General features: G+C 71.8%; 19 protein-coding genes. 8 read left to right on the plus strand and 11 right to left on the minus strand.

Translation table 11 applies throughout. The features are described from left to right. Positions 1–63: 63 nt before the first annotated feature. From ACFRQN_RS10300 to ACFRQN_RS10320, 5 genes are all read right to left on the minus strand, one after another. Positions 64–564, minus strand: a complete 501-nt coding sequence (locus ACFRQN_RS10300; RefSeq protein WP_380739628.1) for a histidine kinase — start codon at positions 562–564, stop codon at positions 64–66. 81 nt (positions 565–645) lie between these two features. Next, on the minus strand, positions 646–1,110 hold the full coding sequence (locus ACFRQN_RS10305; RefSeq protein ID WP_380739630.1) for a DUF6193 family natural product biosynthesis protein: 465 nt from the start codon (positions 1,108–1,110) through the stop codon (positions 646–648). Between the two features lie 157 nt (positions 1,111–1,267). Next, positions 1,268–2,302 (minus strand): JmjC domain-containing protein, encoded by a 1,035-nt coding sequence (locus ACFRQN_RS10310; RefSeq protein WP_380739632.1) that lies wholly within the window; start codon positions 2,300–2,302, stop codon positions 1,268–1,270. Positions 2,303–2,368: 66 nt separating this feature from the next. Beyond that, a complete protein-coding gene (locus tag ACFRQN_RS10315; protein WP_380739634.1) occupies positions 2,369–3,415 on the minus strand; it encodes a cytochrome P450 in 1,047 nt (348 codons plus the stop codon). A 539-nt stretch (positions 3,416–3,954) separates the two neighbouring features. Continuing rightward, entirely contained in the window at positions 3,955–6,234 is a 2,280-nt protein-coding gene (locus tag ACFRQN_RS10320; RefSeq protein ID WP_380739636.1) for a M9 family metallopeptidase, read from the minus strand. A 399-nt stretch (positions 6,235–6,633) separates the two neighbouring features. Between ACFRQN_RS10320 and ACFRQN_RS10325 the strand changes: the two genes are divergently transcribed. Next, on the plus strand, positions 6,634–7,236 hold the full coding sequence (locus ACFRQN_RS10325; protein WP_049649981.1) for a superoxide dismutase: 603 nt from the start codon (positions 6,634–6,636) through the stop codon (positions 7,234–7,236). Positions 7,237–7,502: 266 nt separating this feature from the next. Next, positions 7,503–8,531: a glycosyltransferase family 2 protein gene (locus ACFRQN_RS10330; protein ID WP_117487007.1), complete on the plus strand. Its 1,029-nt coding sequence runs from the start codon at positions 7,503–7,505 to the stop codon at positions 8,529–8,531. 41 nt (positions 8,532–8,572) lie between these two features. Here ACFRQN_RS10330 and ACFRQN_RS10335 read toward each other — a convergent pair whose 3' ends face one another. After that, positions 8,573–10,048 (minus strand): PLP-dependent aminotransferase family protein, encoded by a 1,476-nt coding sequence (locus tag ACFRQN_RS10335; RefSeq protein ID WP_380739639.1) that lies wholly within the window; start codon positions 10,046–10,048, stop codon positions 8,573–8,575. Positions 10,049–10,193: 145 nt separating this feature from the next. On the opposite strand from ACFRQN_RS10335, the gene ACFRQN_RS10340 reads away from it, so the two are divergent. From ACFRQN_RS10340 to ACFRQN_RS10350, 3 genes are all read left to right on the plus strand, one after another. After that, entirely contained in the window at positions 10,194–11,429 is a 1,236-nt protein-coding gene (locus ACFRQN_RS10340) for a Tm-1-like ATP-binding domain-containing protein (RefSeq protein WP_380739640.1), read from the plus strand. Positions 11,430–11,481: 52 nt separating this feature from the next. Next, a complete protein-coding gene (locus ACFRQN_RS10345) occupies positions 11,482–12,306 on the plus strand; it encodes a phosphoenolpyruvate hydrolase family protein (protein ID WP_074002548.1) in 825 nt (274 codons plus the stop codon). Between the two features lie 239 nt (positions 12,307–12,545). Beyond that, positions 12,546–13,379 carry an aminoglycoside 3'-phosphotransferase gene (locus ACFRQN_RS10350; protein ID WP_380739642.1) on the plus strand — a complete coding sequence of 278 codons (834 nt, stop codon included), beginning with the start codon at positions 12,546–12,548 and terminating at the stop codon, positions 13,377–13,379. Between the two features lie 233 nt (positions 13,380–13,612). On the opposite strand, the gene ACFRQN_RS10355 is transcribed toward ACFRQN_RS10350, so the two are convergent. Further along, complete coding sequence (locus ACFRQN_RS10355) at positions 13,613–14,803, minus strand: methyltransferase domain-containing protein (protein WP_380739644.1); 1,191 nt, start codon at positions 14,801–14,803, stop codon at positions 13,613–13,615. Then, positions 14,800–14,970: a hypothetical protein gene (locus ACFRQN_RS10360; RefSeq protein ID WP_375874852.1), complete on the minus strand. Its 171-nt coding sequence runs from the start codon at positions 14,968–14,970 to the stop codon at positions 14,800–14,802. The genes ACFRQN_RS10355 and ACFRQN_RS10360 overlap by 4 nt, the downstream gene beginning before the upstream one ends. Positions 14,971–15,280: 310 nt before the next feature. Between ACFRQN_RS10360 and ACFRQN_RS10365 the strand changes: the two genes are divergently transcribed. Genes ACFRQN_RS10365 through ACFRQN_RS10375 form a run of 3 tightly spaced genes read left to right on the plus strand, consistent with a single transcriptional unit; the run spans position 15,281 to position 17,331 of the window. After that, positions 15,281–16,132, plus strand: coding sequence for a helix-turn-helix domain-containing protein (locus ACFRQN_RS10365; RefSeq protein ID WP_380739646.1), 852 nt, complete (start codon positions 15,281–15,283; stop codon positions 16,130–16,132). A 14-nt stretch (positions 16,133–16,146) separates the two neighbouring features. Continuing rightward, complete coding sequence (gene cyaB / locus ACFRQN_RS10370) at positions 16,147–16,716, plus strand: class IV adenylate cyclase (protein ID WP_380739648.1); 570 nt, start codon at positions 16,147–16,149, stop codon at positions 16,714–16,716. A gap of 33 nt (positions 16,717–16,749) precedes the next feature. Beyond that, the gene (locus ACFRQN_RS10375; RefSeq protein ID WP_049649992.1) at positions 16,750–17,331 is read left to right on the plus strand and encodes an HD family hydrolase; all 582 of its coding nucleotides are present in this window, start codon (positions 16,750–16,752) and stop codon (positions 17,329–17,331) included. A gap of 73 nt (positions 17,332–17,404) precedes the next feature. Here the strand turns inward: ACFRQN_RS10375 and ACFRQN_RS10380 are convergent, their stop codons facing one another. The 3 genes from ACFRQN_RS10380 to ACFRQN_RS10390 all read right to left on the minus strand — a co-directional run bounded on the left by ACFRQN_RS10380 (position 17,405) and on the right by ACFRQN_RS10390 (position 20,660). Then, complete coding sequence (locus ACFRQN_RS10380) at positions 17,405–18,700, minus strand: hypothetical protein (protein ID WP_380739651.1); 1,296 nt, start codon at positions 18,698–18,700, stop codon at positions 17,405–17,407. A 229-nt stretch (positions 18,701–18,929) separates the two neighbouring features. Further along, positions 18,930–19,292 carry a hypothetical protein gene (locus tag ACFRQN_RS10385; RefSeq protein WP_310593108.1) on the minus strand — a complete coding sequence of 121 codons (363 nt, stop codon included), beginning with the start codon at positions 19,290–19,292 and terminating at the stop codon, positions 18,930–18,932. Positions 19,293–19,415: 123 nt separating this feature from the next. Further along, positions 19,416–20,660, minus strand: coding sequence for a helix-turn-helix domain-containing protein (locus tag ACFRQN_RS10390; protein WP_380739653.1), 1,245 nt, complete (start codon positions 20,658–20,660; stop codon positions 19,416–19,418). Positions 20,661–20,698 lie beyond the last annotated feature (38 nt).

The raw sequence follows: 20,698 nt of genomic DNA on the forward strand, positions 1-20,698 counted from the left end.
GGACCGGACGCCCGGTCCCGTACGGCCCCGGCGCGGCTCAGGAGGCCCCCGCCCCCGTGGCGCTCAGGAGGCGCCCGGGTCGTCCGCCCTCTGCTCGGCCGCCCGGACCTGCTCGGCGAACTCGCGCGCGTCGATCCGCTCGACCGAGGCCCCGTGCCGGGCGGCCAGCTCGTCCGCCGGGGCGGGCGAGGACTCCCGGAGCTCCACGGCGAGCAGCGCCCCGCCGTCCGGCACCCGGGGCGAGAGCATGATCAGCCCGGCGCCGCCCTCGCTCGCCTGGTGCTCCTCGGCCGCGTTGCCGAGCGCCGCGCCGGCCGCGAAGCCCAGCAGCACGCCGACCGGCCCGCCGAGCAGCCCGATCAGGCCGCCCAGCACACCCGAGCCGACGGTCGCCACCCCCGCGCCCCGGGTGAAGGTGTCCGCGACCTCCAGCAGCCCGTCGGCGCTGCGCTCCATCGCCGCCACCATCCGCAGGCCCGGCAGGTGCTGCGCCTCGTCGAAGGCCGGGCGCCAGGCGGCGGCCTCGGGGAAGGTCAGCAGGACGACGTTGTGCTGGTCGCTCATCGCGCTCCGATCGGGCCGGGGCCGGAGGTGGCCGGGCTTCCATCGTGACCCCCGGTGCGGGGCGCTGCCACCCCGGCGGCCTCAGCGCGGTTCGTCCGCCGGGTGGTTGAACACCGGCCCGAGGTCCGGCGGGAGGTGGTCGACGAGCAGGGCGACGGCCTCCTCCGGGGTGGCGGGCGTGCCGAGCACCCCGGCGCCGCCCTGGCCGCGGACCTGGTAGCCACCGCCGTCCAGCGGCACGGCGAACGGCACGCCCGCGGCGGTCCACGGGGACGAGGTCGACAGGCTGAAGTGCAGGTCGTGGTGGCTGGTCCAGGGGAAGAGCCGGCCCAGTCGGGGCTCGGCGCGGGCGGCCTTCAGCAGCCGCACCAGGCCGTCGTGGCAGCTGCCGGGGCCGTGCCCGATGTCCTGCTGGAGCCACTCCCAGGACAGGACGATCCCCTCCCAGCGGGCCTCCACCGCGGCCTCGGGACCGATCGCGCGGGCGGCGGCGACGTCCGGCAGGACGGGCTTGGGCAGGGCGCCCCTCTGATCTTCTGATCGCATGGTGAGCAGTCTGCCCCAGCGCTGCCCGGAACGGAGAGGATCGTCGAGTCGGGGCGGCTTCGCTGGTCGAACGTCAGTCAGTCCGAGGCATCCTGTCGGTCGATCAGATCATCGAGGCGGATTCCTTGCACCGGGCTGTCGCTGCCGTCGCCGCAGGCTACCCGGCCGCGCCGCGCAGGCGGCGCCAGGTGCGGCCGACGGAGGCGAGCCCGGAGCGGCCGTCGGTCGAGGTGGCGGACTCCCAGGTGCGGGCGGCCTCGGTGAGGGTTTCCGCGGGTTCGGCCGGGGCTGCCGGGACCTGGTGGACTCGGTGCGCGGCGCGGGCGGCGCGCAGGAGGTCCTCCGGTCCGAGCGCGTCGAGCCTCGTCCGGGCGTGGGCGAGCAGGGCGGCGCAGGCGTCGGTGATCGCGGGCTCGCCGAGCGGGCGGGCGGGCAGGCCGAGGCCTTCGGCCAACTGCCCTTCCAGGGCGGTGCGCAGGTCCTGGACGGAGAGGTCGCGGACGGTCAGCGACAGGTGGGCGGACAGGCCCCCGGCGCCGACCGCCCGGTGGGCGAAGCCGCGCGGGATGTAGAGCACGCCGCCGGGTTCGAGGACGCCGTGCAGGCGCAGCGGGGAGCGCTCGTCCTCGGGGAGTTCGCCGAGCCGCCAGTCCGCCGTCGTCGGGGCGTCGTGCACGTACCAGGTCTTGCGTCCGGCGGCCTGGAGGACGAACACGTCGGCGTCGTCGCGGTGCACGGCGAGGCCCTGGGCGCCGGCCGGGGTGACGAAGAAGAACGCCTCCACCCGCCGGTCGAGTTCCTCGGAGAGCCGCGCCACCAGTTCGCCGGTCGGGCGGTGCCACTGGTCGACGCAGCGCAGCAGCAGGGTCGCCCCGCGGCGCAGCTGGGCGAGCACCTTCGCGCGGTCCGCGAAGCCGTGGTGCGCCGTGCCGTTGACGGTGCGCGAGGTGGTGAAGGCCTCCGGCGGGATGGTCACCTTGTCGGAGCGGACCATCTCCAGGTAGGGCGTGCGCAGCAGCCCGCCGTCGAAGGCGGCGTCGAGTTCGTCGAGGTCGAACGGCGAGGCGGGCGTGGCGGGCGAGGCGGGCGCCTCCGGGGCCTTCCGGGGGAAGAGCGCGGGCTCGCGCTGCCACTGGCGGCCGGTGAAGCCGTCGACGTCGCCGACCCAGTCGGCCAGTGTGGGCGATTCCATGGTGTGTCCCGTGGTGTCAGGGGTCTTCCGGGGCGGCGGGGGTGTTCCGGAGGCGGCGCCGGGGCGTCAGGCCCGGACCCGCGCCTCGAACCGTACGGCGAGCAGGGAGCGCAGCGGCACCTGCGCGTCCTGCCGCGGGCTGTGGACGACCAGCCGGTTGTCCAGGGCCGCGGTCAGCAGCTGCTCGGCCAGCGGCACGATCAGGTGCTTGGCCCAGCAGCGGGCGCCGTCGAAGCCGAAGGGCATGAACCCGGGTGTCTTCTCCGGGTCCGCGACGCCGTCCCAGCGCTCGGGGCGGAAGTCCAGCGGGTCGGACCAGTAGTCGGGGTGGCGGTGCATCAGCAGCGGGAAGAGCGCGACGTCGTCCTCGGGCCGGATCTCGGGGTGGAGTTCGGTGTACGCCGCGCCGCCGTTGCGGTAGAGCATCCAGGCGGGCGGGAGCAGGCGCAGGGTCTCCCAGAGGACGTCGGTGAGCTTGGCGCGGTGCTCCGGCCGGTCCTGTTCCGGGCCCATGAGCCACAGGGCGTTGCCGGCCAGGGCGGCCACGCCGTCGCAGAGGGTGGCCGTCGCCCGCCGGTACATCGCGATGGCCTGCTTGCGTTCCAGCGTCTCGTCGGCGCCGCGGATCAGTCCGGCCAGTTCGGTGCCCCCGTCCTGGTCGGCGGAGCCGGGCCAGGCGGTGACGGCGCGGTCGACGAGCCGGGAGAGGGTGTCGGAGCGGGTGACGCCGCGCTTCGACAGCAGGGAGACCGGCAGCGGGTCGTCGGAGAACAGCCAGCGGCGCAGGTAGGAGGTGCCCGCGTAGGGCCAGGAGCCGGCCATGCCGCGCGCCGGGGGCGGCGGCTTGCGGATGCCCGCCATGGCGTCCTGCCCCAGTGCGCGGATGGTGCGCGTCGCGCTGTCGTGGGGGATGTCGGAGCCGGCGGCGGGCTTGTAGACCGATCGCTCGGTGGAAAGGACGGGGCGGGCCGCGACGATTTCGGCCATCAGCCGGGAGTCCGAGACGCCGACCTTCGACGGGTCGATCCGGAACACCTTCTCGTCCCTGGCCAGCAGCTCCTGAATCCTCGGGGCGAACACGAGGGAACGGCTGCGCGCGGTTGCCGTCGCCATTTCTTCCACGGGAATCCGGCCTCCAATGCGCAATGGCAGGTCAGTGTGTTCGGCGTGGCGCGCGGAGGAATCCCGGACGCGCCGTGGCGCCGGCGGGGGCTCGGCCGACCCGGCCCCCGCCAGCGGCTGGACACGTTAGATAACGTGCAGCACCCACGCGTGGTTCGCGAGGTCGTCGTTCTTCTTGAACTTCTTGACGAGCGCCTTGACCATCTTCATGACTAACTCTCCATTCCGGGGATTGGCGGGTGTGGCGAGAATGCCGCACCCGAGCCGTCAGAGATATTCGGCATTCCGTTGCCGGAGGCCGAACCGGTTGATCTGTTCATGGACACTAACCGAAACTTCGCCGCCCGGACACCCCCTCGGCAGAGGAATATGCGATCTCTTACGGGCCGTTGACGGCCTATTCGATGGCCGAATCGTTATAACCCCTGGATATCCCCGGGCGGGGGGGTCGGAACGGGAAAGCGAAAGGGCCCCGCGAAGTCGCGGGGCCCTGCTGCCTGCGGCAGTCGGTCGGTCGTGGGGCGTCGGTGTCAGTTGTAGGTCGTGGTGACGGTGACGCCGCCGAAGCCCTGCTGGGCGTAGAGGCTGAAGAAGACGTAGCCGGCCGGCGGGTTGGTGATGGTCAGGGTCTCACCGTTGCCGCCGGTGGCGGACTTGGCCGTGGAGGAGCCGGTGGTGGCCCAGGAGCCGGCGTTGTAGTAGAGGTCGGCGTTGCCGGTGCCCCCGCTGGTGGTGATGGTCAGCTGCTTCACGCCGGCCGGCAGGTTCAGGAAGCTGTAGCTGTAGTTCCCGGTGGTGGCGGCGACGTTGTCGCGGCGGCAGTTCTTGTCGTACTGCCGGGCGTCGGTGGCGGTGCAGAGCGGGGCCTTGGGCTGCTCGGTGGTGGGCAGCGAGCCGCAGTTGTCGGCGGCGCAGGCCTTGAGCCAGGTGGCGAAGTCGGCGTCGTACGCGGTGCCGATGGTGGTCTTCAGCAGCGTGCGGGCGCCGTTCCAGTCACCGGCGCGGTACTTGGCGAGCAGCGCGTCGACGTCCTGCGGGTGCGACTGGAGCATGTAGCGGACGGCCAGGTAGCCCCAGTTGTAGATCCGGGTGGAGTCCGCGTTGTCGTAGGTGGTGTCGAACAGGGTGCTCAGCGCGTAGGTGCCCTTGCCGGCCTGGGCGACCGCGTCGTCGTAGTGGGCGCCGCGGTAGCTGTAGGAGACGTACTCGGCGAGGCCCTCGACCCACCAGATGGTCGGGGTGGTCATGCCGGCCTCGAAGTCGCCGTACATGTCGTAGCGGCCGTCGAGGTAGTGGGTGTACTCGTGGTTGAGGTTCCAGATCTGGAACTGGGGGCGCAGCCAGGAGGCCTCGTGGGCGATGAAGCGGGCCTGGTTGCCGACCGTGGCCGGGTTGCCCTCCTCGTACATGCCGCCGTTGTCGACCTCGATCTTGTACATCTCCCAGGCGTACAGGCTGTAGTTGTAGTAGTCGTCGAAGACGACGACCTCGAGGTTGGTGTTGTTGTCGTTCGGAACCGGGCCGTTGTCCTTGACCACCTTGTGGAAGAACGCGTCCTGGTTGACCAGGCTGGTGCAGGTGTCGGCGAGCTGCTGCGCGGTCATGTCCTGGGCGCGGATGCGCAGGTTGGCGTTGCAGGTGTGGTCGACGGTGAGCACCAGCGGCACGAGCTTGGCCGGGACGTCACAGGTGCCGTAGTAGGAGCAGTTGCCGGCGTCCTTCTTCTCCGTGAACCAGAGCAGGTTCATGGTGAGCGGACCGGTGTTGCCGACCAGCGGGTAGCGGTTGATCAGGTCCTTGACGATCGGCCGGCCCTGGGCGCGCAGCGCGTCGTTGGCGACCAGGTTGCCGAGCTGGATGCCGATCTTGGTGACGGTGTCGCCGCCGTTGAGCTGGCCGCTGTTGCGGGTGACGAAGGACGACACGGTGGTCGCGAAGGCCGGGTCGGCCTGGAGGGCGGAGACGAACTCCGGCAGGTCGAAGCCGCGCTCGATGATGGTCTCGGTGTTGGCCACGGCGGTGGCCATCGTGGCGGGCCAGCTGCCGGTGTAGTCGTTCAGCAGCCGCTTGACGACGCCGGTGTAGCGGGCGTTCTCCTGGGCGCTGTCGATCAGGGTGACGGCCTCGGCGAGGGTGGCACCGTTGGCGTCGGTGGCGTCCTTGCTGTGCGGGGCGGCGTAGAAGGCGTCCAGCGCACCGCGGATGGCGGTCTGGAGGCCGGTGCCGTACGGGCCGACGACGTCCTTGTTGTACCACTGCACGTAGTAGCCAGCCCGCAGGAAGAGCACCAGCTGCCCGGCGGAGGTGGAGTTGTCGCCGGGGTAGGTGGCGGCGGTGTCGCGCAGGGCGTTGGCGACGGTGACCATCTGGGCCTCGTTGAAGGCACCCTTGGCGTCGTTGCCGGTCAGCGTGAACAGGGTGTTGACGCAGTCGAGACCGGCCCCCTTGACCTGCTGGACCAGCGCGGCACCGGACTTGCCGGTGAAGGCGGAGACGTCGCAGGCGGCGGCGGTGAGCGCCCGTGCCGACCTGGCGGCGCCGACGGTGCTGCCCGCCGTCGGGGCGGTGGCCTTGGCCTGCGGGTCCGAGACCAGCGGACGGGCGTCCTTGGGGGTGTCGGGGGACTTGGGCACCGGGATCGTGCGCGGTGCGGCGGTCTGGCCGGCCGAGGTGGCGGGCTGACCGGCCGGGGCGGCCGCGGGGGCGGCGGCCTGCGCCGCGGGTGCGAACAGGCCGAGCGAGAGGAGGAGGGCGGTGCCGAGCGCAGGGAGTCTGCGCGCGCCGTCCTTCGCTATCGAGGAGGGACGCATCTGTGGGGGCCTCCGGGGCCGTTGAGGGTGGGGGTGGCCGCGCTGCGTGGGGCGCACGGGCCTTGCTGTGTGACATGTAAAATGGCACAACGGCGAACACGGAGGGAAGCCCCGGGAACGGATTGCCGGTCTACGAGACCGAAACGTTGCCGGAGGGGCGCCGGTGCGGCGGAGTGACGGGCCGCCGGGGTGACGGGGCGTACGGGCCGGGCAGGTCGGCCGGGCCGGGCGGGCGGGGCGAGTCGGCTGGGCCGGACGGGTGGTCAGCGGCGGTCATTGTGCCCGACGGGACGTGCGGGAATAAGCAGGAGCCCATGCTTCGTTCTTGCAACTGATACGCAATAGTGTTGTCCCGGCACGATCACCACCGTTCAACCCGCCGAAAGGGGCCGTGTCCTGATGGGCACCTACACGCTTCCCGACCTGCCGTACGACTACTCCGCGCTGGAGCGGGCGATGTCGGCCGAGATCCTGGAGCTGCACCACTCCAAGCACCACGCCGCGTACGTCAAGGGCGCCAACGACACCCTGGACCAGCTGGCCGAGGCCCGCGACAAGGAGCAGTTCGGCGGCCTGGTCGGCCTGCAGAAGACCTTCGCGTTCCACCTGTCGGGCCACGTGCTGCACTCGCTGTTCTGGCAGAACCTCTCGCCCGAGGGCGGCGACCGCCCCGAGGGCGAGCTGGCCGACGCCATCACCGAGCACTTCGGCAGCTTCGACGCCTTCAAGAAGCAGCTCACCACCGCCACCACCGGCGTGCAGGGCTCCGGCTGGGGCATCCTGTCCTGGGAGCCGCTCGGTCAGCGCCTGATCGTCGAGCAGGTCTACGACCACCACGGCAACGTCGGCCAGGGCACCACCCCGCTGCTGGCCTTCGACGCCTGGGAGCACGCCTACTACCTGCAGTACCGCAACGTCCGCCCGGACTACGTCACCCGCCTGTGGGACGTCGTCAACTGGCAGGACGTCTCGGACCGCTTCGCGGCCGTCAAGAGCGCCTGACCCGGTTCGGGTGACGGAGGGCCCCGGACCGGTCGGGCGGTCCGGGGCCCTCCCCTTGCGCCCCAAGGGACGTCCCGCGCGGGCGGGTTGACGCCGGGCGCGGCCGACGCCCCGGCGGACCGGTGATTGCACCGTTCCGCTCGCTCGATTCAACCCGGCGTTCGCCCGCGGGCCGCATACGGTCCGTATGCTCGGGCCACTGTCGGTGACCGGCGGTCGACGGCCGCCCGGCCCGTCCGCTCGTGTCCTGAGCGAAAGGCCGTGCGATGGCCCCGCGTCTCTCCCTCGTCGTCCCGATCTACAACGTCGAGCGCTACCTCGGGGAGTGCCTGGACTCGATCGCGGCCCAGACGTTCGAGGACTTCGAGTGCGTCCTGGTCGACGACGGCTCGACCGACGACGGCCCCGTCATCGCCGAGGAGTACACCGAGCGGGACGGGCGCTTCCGACTGGTCCGGCAGCGGAACCAGGGCCTCGGCGCCGCCCGCAACACCGGCTGGCGCCACCTCACCCCCGGCACCGAGTACCTGGCCTTCGTCGACAGCGACGACGTCGTGCCGCCGCACGCCTACCAGCTGATGATCAGCACCCTCGACGGGACCGGCTCCGACTTCGCCGCCGGCAACGCCCTGCGGTTGCGCACCTCCGGCCTCAGCCCCTCGCACGCCCACCGCCGCCCGTTCCACGAGACCCGGCTGCGCACCCACATCGGCGAGACCCCCGCCCTCGTCACCGACCGCACCGCCTGGAACAAGGTCTACCGGCGCTCCTTCTTCGACGGCGCCGGCCTGACGTACCCCGAGGGCATCCTGTACGAGGACGCCCCGGTCAGCGTGCCCCACCACTTCCTCGCCGCACGCGTCGACGTGCTCGCCGACCCGGTCTACCACTGGCGGGTGCGCGAGGACGGCGACCTCTCCATCACCCAGAAGAAGACCGACCCGCGCGGTGTCGTCGACCGGGTCCGCTCGATGGAACTCGTCCGCGAATGGCTGCTCGCCCGTCCCGAACCCGCCTTCGCCGAGCACCTGCGCGCCTACGACCGCAACTGCCTGGTCGAGGAGATCCCGATGTTCTTCTGGACCGTCCCGGACGGCGACCGCGCCTACCGCGCCGCCTACCAGCAGCACGTCGCCCGGCTCCTCCAGGCCATCGGCCCCGAGGCCCAGGCCGGCCTCAGCCCCCAGCTCCGCCTCAAGTACCGGCTCACCCAGGCCGACTCCATGCCCGCCTTCGTCGCCGTCCAACGCGCCCACCGCCTCGCCCGCCGCACCCGCCAGGCCCTCCGCCGCTGAGCCGGGGGGCGCGGGGCGGACGGTTCCGCGGGTACGGCGGCTCAGCGGACGGGACCGGCGCGGTCGGCGCTGTGCAGGAGGACGGGCAGGGCGGCGGCCAACCGGTCGTACTGGTCGTGCGGGTCACGCTGGTCCTGCCGGGCGGCGAACGGCAGCCGCAGGCGGCTGCGGAAGCCGTCGACGGCGGAGAAGGCGGGCCCGGGCACCACCAGCACCCCGGCCCGGCGGGCCAGTTGGGCGGTGGCCTCGGCGTCGGTGCCGGGGAGCTCGACCCACAACGCGGAGCCGCCGGCCGGCCGCTCCCAACGCCAGTGCGGCGCCTGCGCGGTGAGCAGCCGCTCGGCCGCGGTGAGGCGCTCGCGCAGCTGCGCGCGGCGCCGGGCCCGCGCCTCCGGCAGCCCCTGGAGCAGCCGCACCGCGAGCAGTTGCTCCACCACCGGGCAGGAGAGGTCGACGGACTTGCGGAGCTCGGCCAGGCGGTGGATGACCGGGCGGGAGGCGCGGATCCAGCCCAGCCGGAGGCCGCCCCAGTAGAGCTTGGAGAGGGTGCCGATGGTCGCGGTCGTGCCGTCCGGCAGCTGTGCGGCGAGCGGGGGCGGCGCGCCGTCCTCGGACAGGGACAGCTCCGCGTACGCGTTGTCCTCGACGGTGTACAGGCCGCGCTCGGCCAGGACGGCGGCCCAGGCCCGTCGGGCCGGCCCGCTCATGGCGCGCCCGGTCGGGTTGTGCACGGCCGGCTGGAGGTACACCAGGCGCGGGCGGATCCGGCCGGTCAGCCGGGCCAGGGCGGCGGGCCCGTCGTCGTGCACGTCGGTGGCGCGGGCCGCGCCGGAGCGGGAGCCGTACGCGGGCAGCGGCACCAGGCGTGCGCCCCGGGCGCGCAGCGCCTCCAGGGCGCCCCGGTAGGTCGGGTCCTCGACGACCACGGTGTCGCCCGGCTCGACCAGCCCCTGGGTGATCAGCCAGAGCGCCTGCTGGGACCCGGCCGTGACCAGGATCTGCTCCGGCGAGGTCGGCAGGCCGGCCGCGCGGTACTGCTCGGCCAGCAGCTCGCGCAGCCGCGGCAGCCCGTACGGGAGGTAGCCGTCACCGGCGAGCGCGGCGGCGAGGTCCCGGCCGGACAGCGAGTCGAGGGCGTCCGCCACGGCGGGCAGGCCCTCCAGCGCCCCGCTGGAGAGGTCGACGACGCCGTCCCGGGTGCCGAAACTGGCGAGCCGCCCCTCGCCGACGGGCTCGCCGACCGCCCCCGAGGCGCGCAGCCGCGAGCCGCTGCCGTGCCGGCTCTCCAGCCGCCCCTCCGCCTCCAGCAGCCCGTACGCGGAGGTGACGGTGGAGCGGCTGACCCCGAGGGCCGAGGCCAGCGCCCGCTGCGAGGGCAGCGCGGTGCCGGGGGCCACGTCACCGCGCTCGGCCAGCTCGCGCAGCGCGTCCGCGAGCAGCCGCGGCAGGGCCCCCGGACCGTCGGCGGCCCAGCCGGTGAGCAGGCGCGACAGGCGGGTGGCGGGGATCCGGTCCATGCCGTCCATGATGCCCCGGTGGCCCCGGCCGCCGTCCGGCCCGGTGACCGGGGCCGACGGCAGGCCACTTGCCCGCAAGTGGTCTTTGCCGCCGTCCCGGCCCCGCCGGATGATCGGGGCACCGTCCGTTCAAAGGAGCAGGGACATGGCGACCGTCGTACTGGTCGGGACACTGGACACCAAGGGCGCGGAGTACGCGTGGCTCGCCGAGCGGCTGCGGGAGGACGGCTGCGAGGTGGTCATGGTCGACGCCGGCGTGCTGCCGCCGCCCCCCGGCACGCCCGCCGCCGACCTCGGCCCGGAGGAGGTCGCCCGGGCCGCCGGGCACGACCTGGCGGCGCTGCGCTCCGCGGGCGACCGCGGGGCGGCCGTGACGGCGATGGCTCAGGGCGCCGAGCGGCTGGTCGGCGAGCTGTACCGGTCGGGCCGGCTGCACGCCGTCCTGGCGGTGGCGGGCAGCGGCGGGTCGTCCATCGCGGCCCGCGCGATGCAGGCGCTGCCGGTCGGCGTGCCCAAGCTGCTGGTGTCCACCATGGCGGGCGGGGACGTGGCACCGTACGTGGGCAGCAGCGACGTCACCCTGATGTACAGCGTGGTGGACGTCGCGGGCATCAACTCGGTGTCCTCGCTGATCCTCGGGAACGCGGCGGCGGCCGCCGCGGGCATGGCCGTCCGGCACGAGCGGGTGCTGGCCGCCCCGCGTCCGCACGGCCGCCCGCTGGTCGGCGCCAGCATGTTCGGCGTGACCACGCCCGCGGTCGACGTCGCCCGCGAGCGCCTGGACGAACTCGGCTACGAGGTCCTGGTGTTCCACGCCACCGGAGCCGACGGCCGGGCGCTGGAGAAGCTGGTCGCGGGCGGCTTCCTGGCCGGCGTCCTGGACCTGACCACCACCGAACTCGCGGACGAACTGGTCGGCGGCGTGCTCAGCGCCGGGCCCGACCGGCTGACCGCGGCCGGACGGGCCGGCATCCCCCAGGTGGTCGCGCCGGGCGCGCTGGACATGGTCAACTTCGGCCCCCGGGAGACCGTTCCGGAGCGCTTCGCCGAGCGCCGGCTGCTGGTCCACAACCCCACCGTGACCCTGATGCGCACCACCGCCGAGGAGATGTCCGCCGTCGGCGCCGACCTCGGGCACAAGCTCAACGCGGCGCGCGGCCCGGTGACGGTGCTCTGGCCGCTCGGCGGGGTGTCCGCCGTGGACGCGCCGGGCGGGCCGTTCCACGACCCGGCCGCCGACCGGGCCGGCCTGGCGGCGCTGCGCTCGGCGCTGGCCGGCGGCCCGGTCGAACTGCGCGAGGTGGACGCCCACCTGAACGATCCGGCCTTCGCCGTCGCGGCCGCCGACCGGCTGCACCAGCTGATCACCGCGCACGCCTGACCGTTGCCGTTACCCCCCACCGAACGACACCCGCCGAACGAGGAGCCCACCCGTGAACCGCACCGAAGCCCTGGCCCGCCTGACCGCCCAGATCACCGCCGGGAAGCCGGTCATCGGAGCCGGCGCCGGCACCGGCCTGTCCGCCAAGTGCGCGGAGGCCGGCGGCGTCGACCTGCTGATCATCTACAACTCGGGCCGCTACCGGATGGCCGGCCGCGGCTCGCTGGCGGGCCTGATGCCGTACGGCGACGCCAACGCCATCGTGCTGGAGATGGCGGGGGAGGTCCTGCCGGTGGTCCGCGAGGTGCCGGTGCTCGCCGGGGTGTGCGGCACCGACCCGTTCCGGATCATGGGCAACTTCCTGGACCAGCTGAAGGCCGTCGGCTTCACCGGGGTGCAGAACTTCCCCACGGTCGGACTGATCGACGGCACGTTCCGGGCGAACCTGGAGGAGACCGGGATGGGCTTCGGCCTGGAGGTCGACATGATCCGCCAGGCCCACGAGCGCGAACTGCTCACCGCCCCCTACGTGTTCGACCCGGAGCAGGCCGCCGACATGGCCCGGGCCGGCGCCGACGTGCTCGTCCCGCACGTCGGGCTCACCACCAAGGGCTCCATCGGCGCGGCCACCGCGCTCACCCTCGACCAGGCGGCGGCCGCCGTACAGGAGATGCACGACGCCGCGAAGCGGGTCAACCCGGAGATCATCGTGCTCTGCCACGGCGGCCCGATCGCCGAACCCGAGGACGCCCGCTACGTGCTGGAGCACACCACCGGGATCGCCGGGTTCTTCGGCGCCTCCTCGATGGAACGGCTGCCCACCGAACGCGCCATCACGGAGCAGGCCCGCGCGTTCAAGTCCCTGCCGCTCGGCTGAGACCGACGGGCGGTGGCCGGACGGCGGCGTACCCGGGAACGGGAGCGCCGCCGTCCCGCCCTCCCGGCGGCGGGAGATCCCGGCGACAGGAAATCCCGGCGCCGGCGCGGTCCGCGTCCCGACGGACGACCGGTCGGTCGAGGACCTCGCCCAGGACGCCCTCCGGGCCGCCGCCTGGTAGCGGCGGAGCCCCGCAAAACGGTTGGCAGGCTGCCGCCCGCCCCGGTGAGAATGGGCGGATGATCGCCGCCGCGCCCCAGGGCCCCGTCCAGCCGCCACCCGTCGTCACCGAGCTCGCGGCCGGACGGCCGGTACGGGCCGTCTGGGAGAACGAACTCGGCGGACTGACCTTCCAGCTCGGCCACGGCGACACCCGGCAGTTCGTGAAGTGGACGCCGGCCGGCAGCGGCAGTGGCAGCGGCAGCGGCACCGGCATCGGCATCGACCTCGCGGCGGAGGCGGTCCGCCTGCGTTGGGCGGCGAGGTTCGCCGTGGTGCCACCGGTCATCGGCGAGGGCGCCGACGAAACCGGATCCTGGCTCGTCACCCAGGGCCTGCCCGGCCGGTCGGCCGTGGACGAGCACTGGAAGCGCGACCCCGCCACCGCCGTCCGCGCCATCGGCGCCGGCCTGCGGGCGCTCCACGACGCACTGCCCGTCGCGGACTGCCCCTTCGACTGGTCCGCCGAAACACGCCTGTCGAACGCCCGGGCCAAGGCGGAAGCGGGCCGCACCGACCCGGCCGACTGGCCGGAGGAACTGCGCCACCACGGCACCGTCGAACGCGCCCTGGCCACCCTCGCCGACATCCCCCCGATCGACCACCTCGTCGTCTGCCACGGCGATGCCTGCGCCCCCAACACCCTGATCGGCGACGACGGCACCCACACCGGCCACGTCGACCTCGGCACCCTCGGCCTCGCCGACCGCTGGGCCGACCTCGCCATCGCCACCTGGAGCACCCAGTGGAACTACGGCCCGGGCTGGGAGCAGCCGCTGCTCGACGCCTACGGCATCGCCCCGGACCCGGAGCGGACTGCCTACTACCGGCTGCTGTGGGAACTGACGGACTGAGCCCCGCATCGGCCAGGAGGTAGCCGCTGCGATTCTCGACCAACCGGGGCCTGGCGAGTTCCCCTGCCGCATCCGTGCATGAGCGATAGATGGTGGCCGTCCTCTCGGAGTGGCCGGACATGGTCGAGTTCCGGCTCACTGCCGTCCAAGCGGACGCGCTCAAGGGGCACCAGCTGCTCCGGAACCCAGAGCCGAGGAGGCGCGCAGGGGTGTGCCCGGGAGCGGGTGCGGTCCTACCGCAAGGGCCACCCGTTCGCCGGGTCGTCGAGCCAGGCGGTGTGCCCCTCGGGCGTGACGGTCAAGCCGAACCGGTCCGGCCCGGGGCGGTCGTTGTCGAGCCACCAGCGGTGAGCGGCCTCGACCTCCTCCCAGAGCCGGCGCCGGCCGTGCTGCCACACCGTGTAGCGCTCGGTGTTCTCGCGGCCGTCCCAGTCGACGGCCGCCCAGGAGCCGCCGTCGGTCGTTGCCACCCAGAGGCGGGTCACCACGCCTTCGACCTCGGGTCCGTGGTGCCAGGCGTACCAGAGGTCGCCGAGGCGGTGGCCGAGGGCGAACTGGGTCTCGAAGGCGGAATCCGCGACGGCCCACGGGTCGAGGGCGGTCGTGGACTCGGTGGGCACGTGCTCGTCCAGGGCGACGTCCCGGAAGAGCCGGAGGTCGAGACGCTGGGTACGCATCAGCATGAAGGCGCTGTCAGGGGAGTAACGGCCGTTGGCGGTCCCGTCGTCGCCGACGGTGAGGCGGAGCAGTCCGCCGTGACTCCAGTCGTCGCACCACGGGGTGAGGATGACTCCGCCAGGCCGACTCTGGCGGATCCAAGCGTACGGAACCCGCCGTACCGAGCACGTGGCCACCACACGGTCGAATGGCGCTTGGACGCCCCATCCGAGACCTCCGTCACCCCGGACCACGGTGGGGGCGTAGCCGGTGGCCTTGAGGTTGGAACGAGCGAGTTCGGCGAGGACGGGATCGATCTCGATCGTGGTCACGTTGGCGTCACCCAGCCGGTGGGACAGGAGAGCTGCGTTGAACCCGGTGCCCGTGCCGATTTCGAGGATCCTCATCCCCGGTTCGACGTCCAGGAGTTCGAGCATCCGGAAGACGATCGACGGGGCGGAAGCCGAGGAGGACGGAAGGGCGTCGGACGGGTCCTTCACCTCCTGCCCATCGTTGATCTGCGTCACGACCGGCTCGTCCGCGTAGGCGGCGGCCAACCACCGGTCGGGCTCGCGTCCACGGTCGCACGGTGTGAGGGAGCCGCCGTCGGGCCCCAGCCAAATGTGGTCAGGGAGAAAACGGTGGCGCGGGGTCGCTTCGGCCGCCTTGCGCCACTCCGGGGCCACGTCGTGGCCGAGCTGGCGGGAAACAGCCTGCAGCAGGCCGGTCGTTCCGGCCTGCCGCAGACTCTTCTGGCTGGTGGTCACTTCTTGTCGTTGTCCTTGCCGTGCTTGCTGGTGGACTTTCCCGACTGGTGATCCTGGTTCTGCGGCGTCGTGTTGAAGTCCTTCTTGCCGGCGTGCTTGCCCTGACCGCCGTCGTTGGCGCCGCTGCCGCCGCCGGAGCTTCCGCCCTTGCCGAGGCCCCATCCCATGGGAGTCTCCTACCTGGTCGTGATGGTCGTCGTGGAGTCGCGGCCGGTCGGCCCGCTCACCGGCATGTCCGGCCCGGGGCCGGGAGGCGCCGGCGGCCTCGGGGGTTTGGGCTGCGGGGTGGTCATGTGTCCGCTCCTGTCGTTCGCCGCGTCCGTGTGTCATGGCCGTTCTGGGACTGCCGAGTTCGATCCGGTGCGCCCTCGTCCGCACTGTCGGCCGCGCATCCAGAATCGCGTCACCGAATGCAGTCGGCGATATCCAGACGGTAATCTCACGGTGGAATGGATCGATTGACGAGGGGTTCGCCTCATGGGCACTGCGCTCGAACCGATCAGGCTGGCCGACCTCGCCTGGCAGAACGAGCAGGTGCGGTGCGCGCTGCGGGACCGCGATGTCGCCGCGCTGTTCCGCTATGTGCAGCACCACAGCGGCGCGAGTCAGGCCCGGTTGGCGGTTCAGGTGGGTATGACGCAAGGCCGGGTGAACGAGATCCTCAACGGCCGTCGGCTGGTGACGAAGCTGAACGTCTTCGAGCGGATCGCCGACGGGCTCAACCTTCCCGACGATGCGCGGCGGCTACTCGGGCTGGCACCACGGTCGACCTGCCGACGGACGTCCGGATCCGCCTTTGATCTGGCGGCGTTTCCCGAGATCGTCCGTGTGTACGGCGACCAGGAATCGGCCTCCGCCGAGATCCAGTGTGCGGCGGGATCGGCAGCCGAACTGGACGTCCTGGCCGTGCGTGGCCTTGGTCTCCTCGCCCTGCGCGATTCCCTGTTGCGTCAGCACCTGCGCCGCGATGGCGGCCCCGCCCCCCGTCTGCGGGTGCTGCTCCTCGATCCGGAGTCGCCGGCCGCTGAGTGCCGGGCCGCCGAGATCGGAGAGTCCACGGCTTCGCTGGCCGGAGGTATCCGACTGGCGGAGGCCCGGCTCCGGGAGCTGTCCGACTACGGACAGGTCGAGGTCTACCGGTACCGCACGATGCCTGTGTGGCGGATCATCCGGCTGGACCGCACCCTGTTCGTCGGAGCCTTCGACGCGGATTGGGAAGGGCACGAGTCGGCAACCTATAAGGTGCTGCCCACTCCGCACGGCCCCTTGTACCGGGGCTGGTGTCGGCAGTTCGATGCCATGGTGGACAGTGCCGAGCGTGTGATCTGAGGGAAGGCAGAGGGATGGCGATCGAAGCGGAGCTCAAGGCGATCGTGCGGGACCCGGAGGGCGTGCTCAAGCAGCTGGAGGAGCGGTACGGTTCCGGCCGGGCCGAGGTCTACCGGGACACGTACTATGACGCGCCGGACGGCAGTCTGATGGGCGCTGACCGGGAGCTGCGGATCCGTACCGTGCACAGCCAGGACGACACGCGCACCGTGCTGACGTACAAGGACGCTCGGGTGGACGAGGCGTCCGGGTCGAAGCCGGAGGCCGAGACCAGGGTCGCGGATGCCGACGCGATGCACGAGATCGTCCGAGGCCTCGGCTTCACCCCGCGAATCGCGTTCGAGAAGCGGTGCCGCAACTACAGCTTCCAGCAGGACGGGTGGCCTGTGCTGGCCACGCTCGTTCGCGTTCCGGAACTGGATGGAGCGACGTTCATCGAGGTGGAGACATCGGCTGCGACGGCGGCCGAACTCGCCCCCGCCCTCTCCCTGGTCCGTGCCGTACTCGGAGAACTCGGCATCGGCGAGGACGACTTGACCACCGAGTTGTACACCGATGCGGTTGCGGCGGCCCGGCCCGCGTAACGTCGGTCGTGGCGTGGATGAGAGGAGTCGGCAGTGACGGACGACCTGGGCTCGGTGGCGAGGTTCCTGTTCGAAGCCGGGACGCTCAAGCAGACCAAGCGCACGGGCTGGTGGATGGCCGGTGTCCGTGACCCCGAGTCGGTCGCCGAGCACTCCTGGCGGGCCGCGTTGATCGCCTCGGTCATCGCCAGGCTCGAAGGCGCCGATCCGGCGCAGGCCGCGTTCCTGGCGGTCTGGCACGACTCCCAGGAATCGCGCACCGGGGACGTCAACCACCTGGGCAAGAAGTACGCGCCGAGTGCGGATCCGGTGGCGGTGACGGCCGACCAAGTCGGGGGAATGCCGGACGTCCTGGCCTCGACCATCCGGGACCTCGTCGCGGAGTACGAGGCGAAGGAGTCGTTGGAGGCGGTCTGCGCCCGGGACGCGGACAAGCTGGAATGCCTGATCCAGGGCGTCGAGTACAAGGCGCAGGGCTACGCGAACGCGCAGCGGTGGATCGACAACAGCCGCGGCCGGCTCACCACGAAGACCGCGAACGACCTCGCCGATGCCGTCCTGGCGACCGATTCCCTCGACTGGCTGCGGGCCGCTCTCGGCGAGAAGCCGATGTGACGCGGTCGGCGGCGGGCTCCCTCCGGCCAGATCGCCCCGACCGGTACGCCTTGCCGGAGCGGAGGCTCATGGCTCACGCGGCCTTCTGCCGCGCGACCTCGCGGGTGCGCTCCCGGAGTCGGCGTACCGTGCCGTTGGCGGCGTGGGTCGGGAGGGCGGTGTTCAGGGCGCGGAAGTGTTCGTCGCCGCGGACGGAGCTGAGCGTGACGTAGTCGTCCAGGAAGGTGTCCCAGGTGGCGCAGGCGGCTTCGACGTGGCCGAGTTCCATCTGCCGACGGGCGAGCAGGCCGTTGCCGTGCACGCGGCCCTGCTTCTCGTTGGCCGGGCGGGCCCGGTTGGAGAGCTGGAGTTCCTTGATCGCCCCCGGGAGGTCGCCGAGTTCGTACAGCACGTGCGAGACGTGGAAGTGGTACGCGCTCTGGTCGTAGCCGCCGATGGAGTCGTTGCGGCCGTCGGCCTGGGCCAGCGCCGTCTCGGTCTCGGCGAGGCGTGCGAAGGCCTGGCGCCGGTCCTTCACCATGGCGGCGCCGTGCGCCTGTTGGCCGGTGAGGAAGGCCCGCAGGCGGGGGCCGGAGGCCGGAGCGGCCTCGGCGGCCGAGTCGGCGAGTTCGAGGGCTTTTGGACCGTAGCCGAGGTTGGACGCCTGGAGTGCCATGCCGCGCAGGGTGCGGCAGTACGTCACGTGGTCCTGGGCCTCCCGCGCGAGCCTGAGGGCCTGGACGTAGTACTTCTGGCCGAGGCCGTGGGCGGTCTCGTACATCGCCATCCAGCCGGTGAGGTAGGTGAGATCGGCGGCGGCCGACAGCAGGTCGGCCTTCACCTGGGTCGTGCCGGACGCCTGGAGCCAGGGCCCGACCGAGTTGACCAGGAACGCCGCAGCCATCGGGCGGGCGTGGGCGGCACCGAGCTCGTCGAGGATTCCGGCGATCCGGTCGGTCACCGTCCGTACGGTCTGGACCTCGCCGTCGCCGACACGCACGGTTCGGCCCGCGGCGGCACGGGTGATCCGCTCGGGGCTCTCGTCGAACTCCGGCAGTGTCAGGGTCAGCGAGTAGAGACCGGCGGTCAGGACGCCACGGCGTGAGGGATCCATGTCGGACCTGCCGATCGACATCAGATCGGACAGCACGCCTTTGCTGTGTTCGTTCCCGTCGCCGGAACCGAAGCCGGTCTCCTCGGGCGTCACCGGGCGCCTGAGCCGACGTGAGAAGACCTCCCGGACGACCTCCTGCACCTCGGCCCGGGGGATCGTGCCGGAGAGCCAGTAGGAGATGGCGGACTTGTCGTAGGTCAGCCGGAGCCCGGCCTCGCAGCCGACCCGGTTCACGGCCCGGGCGAGCTGGTCATTGCCCCACTGTGCTTGCTTCATGAGAGCGGCGAGCTTGGTGTTCGGTGTACGCGGTCGACTGGTCATCGCGGTCCCGTCCTCTGGTCAACCGGGTCAACGGCCGCACCAGCATCTCTGGTTCTCCTCTCCGGTGTACCCGCATTGACTCGTCGTCAGCCTTTCGGACGACGGATGCAGTGTGAGGAGGCGGCGCTTTCCGACGGGCGACTGGCTGCGGGCTGCTCCCAGGTGAAGGGCTGATATGACGCGGTCAGCGGCGGGCTCCCTCCGGCCAGATCACCTCGACCAGCACGCCGTGTCGCCGGGCGAGGGCGACGACATCCGCCGTCCCGCCCTGGCCGCGAGCCGGCAGGCCGTCCCAGACGGCGAGAAGCTTGTCGACGTGGTGTACGAGGAGTTCGCCTCCGGCCAGGTGCGCGGGTTCGTCGGATTCGACGTGGCCGGTGCGGTGAACGGCGGCGGCGCTGTCGAACAGCCGGTCGTAGACGGGGTGGTGCCACTCCGGTAGCCCGTCCCGGTACTCGTCGGCCGGGACGATGACCTCCAGCCGCCCGCCCCGCTTGAGTGCGATCTCCGCCAGCCACGAATCCGGCCCGTCCGCGATGCAGGACACGACGGTGAGGTTGGCGGACTCCCTCTTCGGGAGGGCGTCTTCGAGTAGTTGTCGGACCTGTGTCTCCGCCTTGGCTGTCAGCCCTCGGTGGCCCGTGATCCCGATTCGCATGTAATTCCCTTCCTAGAGGTAGACGCCGTGAAGTCGTTCATCGAACTCCCGCACGGCCTTGGGCGGTGAGGAGGTGTTGAACCTCCGCCGAAGTTCGCGGCTCCGCTCGACGATTCGCCCGGAACGGTACGTGAGGCCGGTCTTCAGGGCTTCCGTCGCGAGCGCAAATGTCGCCTCGATCTGTCCTTCGGCAAGCTGGCCTGCTGCGAGGTCCAGCATCAGGAGCGCACGCTGCTTCGCATGACCGGTGGCGAGAACAGGGCCAGTGCTGTCTGAGACCCACTTGGAGAGCCCGAGGTTGGCGCCACATGTCACCCTGAAGCTGGCAACCTTGGCCTCATCGAAGGTGAATACCCACGGCCAAGGGGGCTGCTCTCCATGGGTGTTGGACTCGAGCGAGGCTCGGCTGCGTGTCAATGCGCGGTCGCAGCTCCGCTGATCACCTGCGGCTGCGTGTCCGAGAGCCTCCACTGACGACAGCCATGCGTCGGCAATTGCGGGGGAGTCGGTCTCAAGGAAGCCACGGGCTCGCTTTACGAGGCCGAGCGCCATGACCCCATTGCCGGCGTGTGCCTCGAATTGAGCGAGGCTCCCCGTCTGGTAGGCGGCAAGGAGCGGATTCGCTCCTGACCGAGCGGCCTTGATCGCTGCCCCGTAGAACGAGCGTGCTGACCCGTTGTCTCCGGTGTCCCATGCCAGCCAGGCAGCCAGGCTCGCCGCCTCGCTCGCGATGGCGGCGAGCCTGATCCGATGGGCATGGGTCGGTGCTGCACTGATGAGCCCTTGGATCAGCCGCAGATGTGAACGGACGGCATCGGCAAGTTCCCGGGAAGGAGTCGATCCGTCCAATCGACGGTAGGACGTCGTGACAAGCCGAAGTGAGGAGGCCTGGTGATCGGCCTCGTCGACACAGCTGGCGGCGACGGCCAGCGCGGGTGATACGGCGACTGCTGCGGCCGCTCCCAGGAATTGACGTCTCTCCACACTCTCAGTTCCGATTCGTGCCAGGGTCGGGACTTCGGCGAGACCGAGGAGCGCCACTGGGATGCCCAGGTGTTGCGACACCTTCAGCAGCACATCCATGGCGTAGGGGCTGACGCCGCGCTTCTCCAGCCGGGAGATAGCTGATTGCGACAGTCCGCATACTTGGCCTAACTGGGCCTGCGTCATGCGCTGGTGGGTTCGAGCCAGCTCGATGATCCTGCCGTAGTTCCTTGCCTGTGATGCTTCCCGGATCGCTTCCGATTTCCAGTTCAAGGGTCCACCCAACGCTACGAGCAATGCCATACCGACTG

The sequence above is a fragment of the Kitasatospora sp. NPDC056800 genome, assembly GCF_042789775.1.
In the GTDB taxonomy this organism is placed as follows: Bacteria; Actinomycetota; Actinomycetes; order Streptomycetales; family Streptomycetaceae; genus Kitasatospora.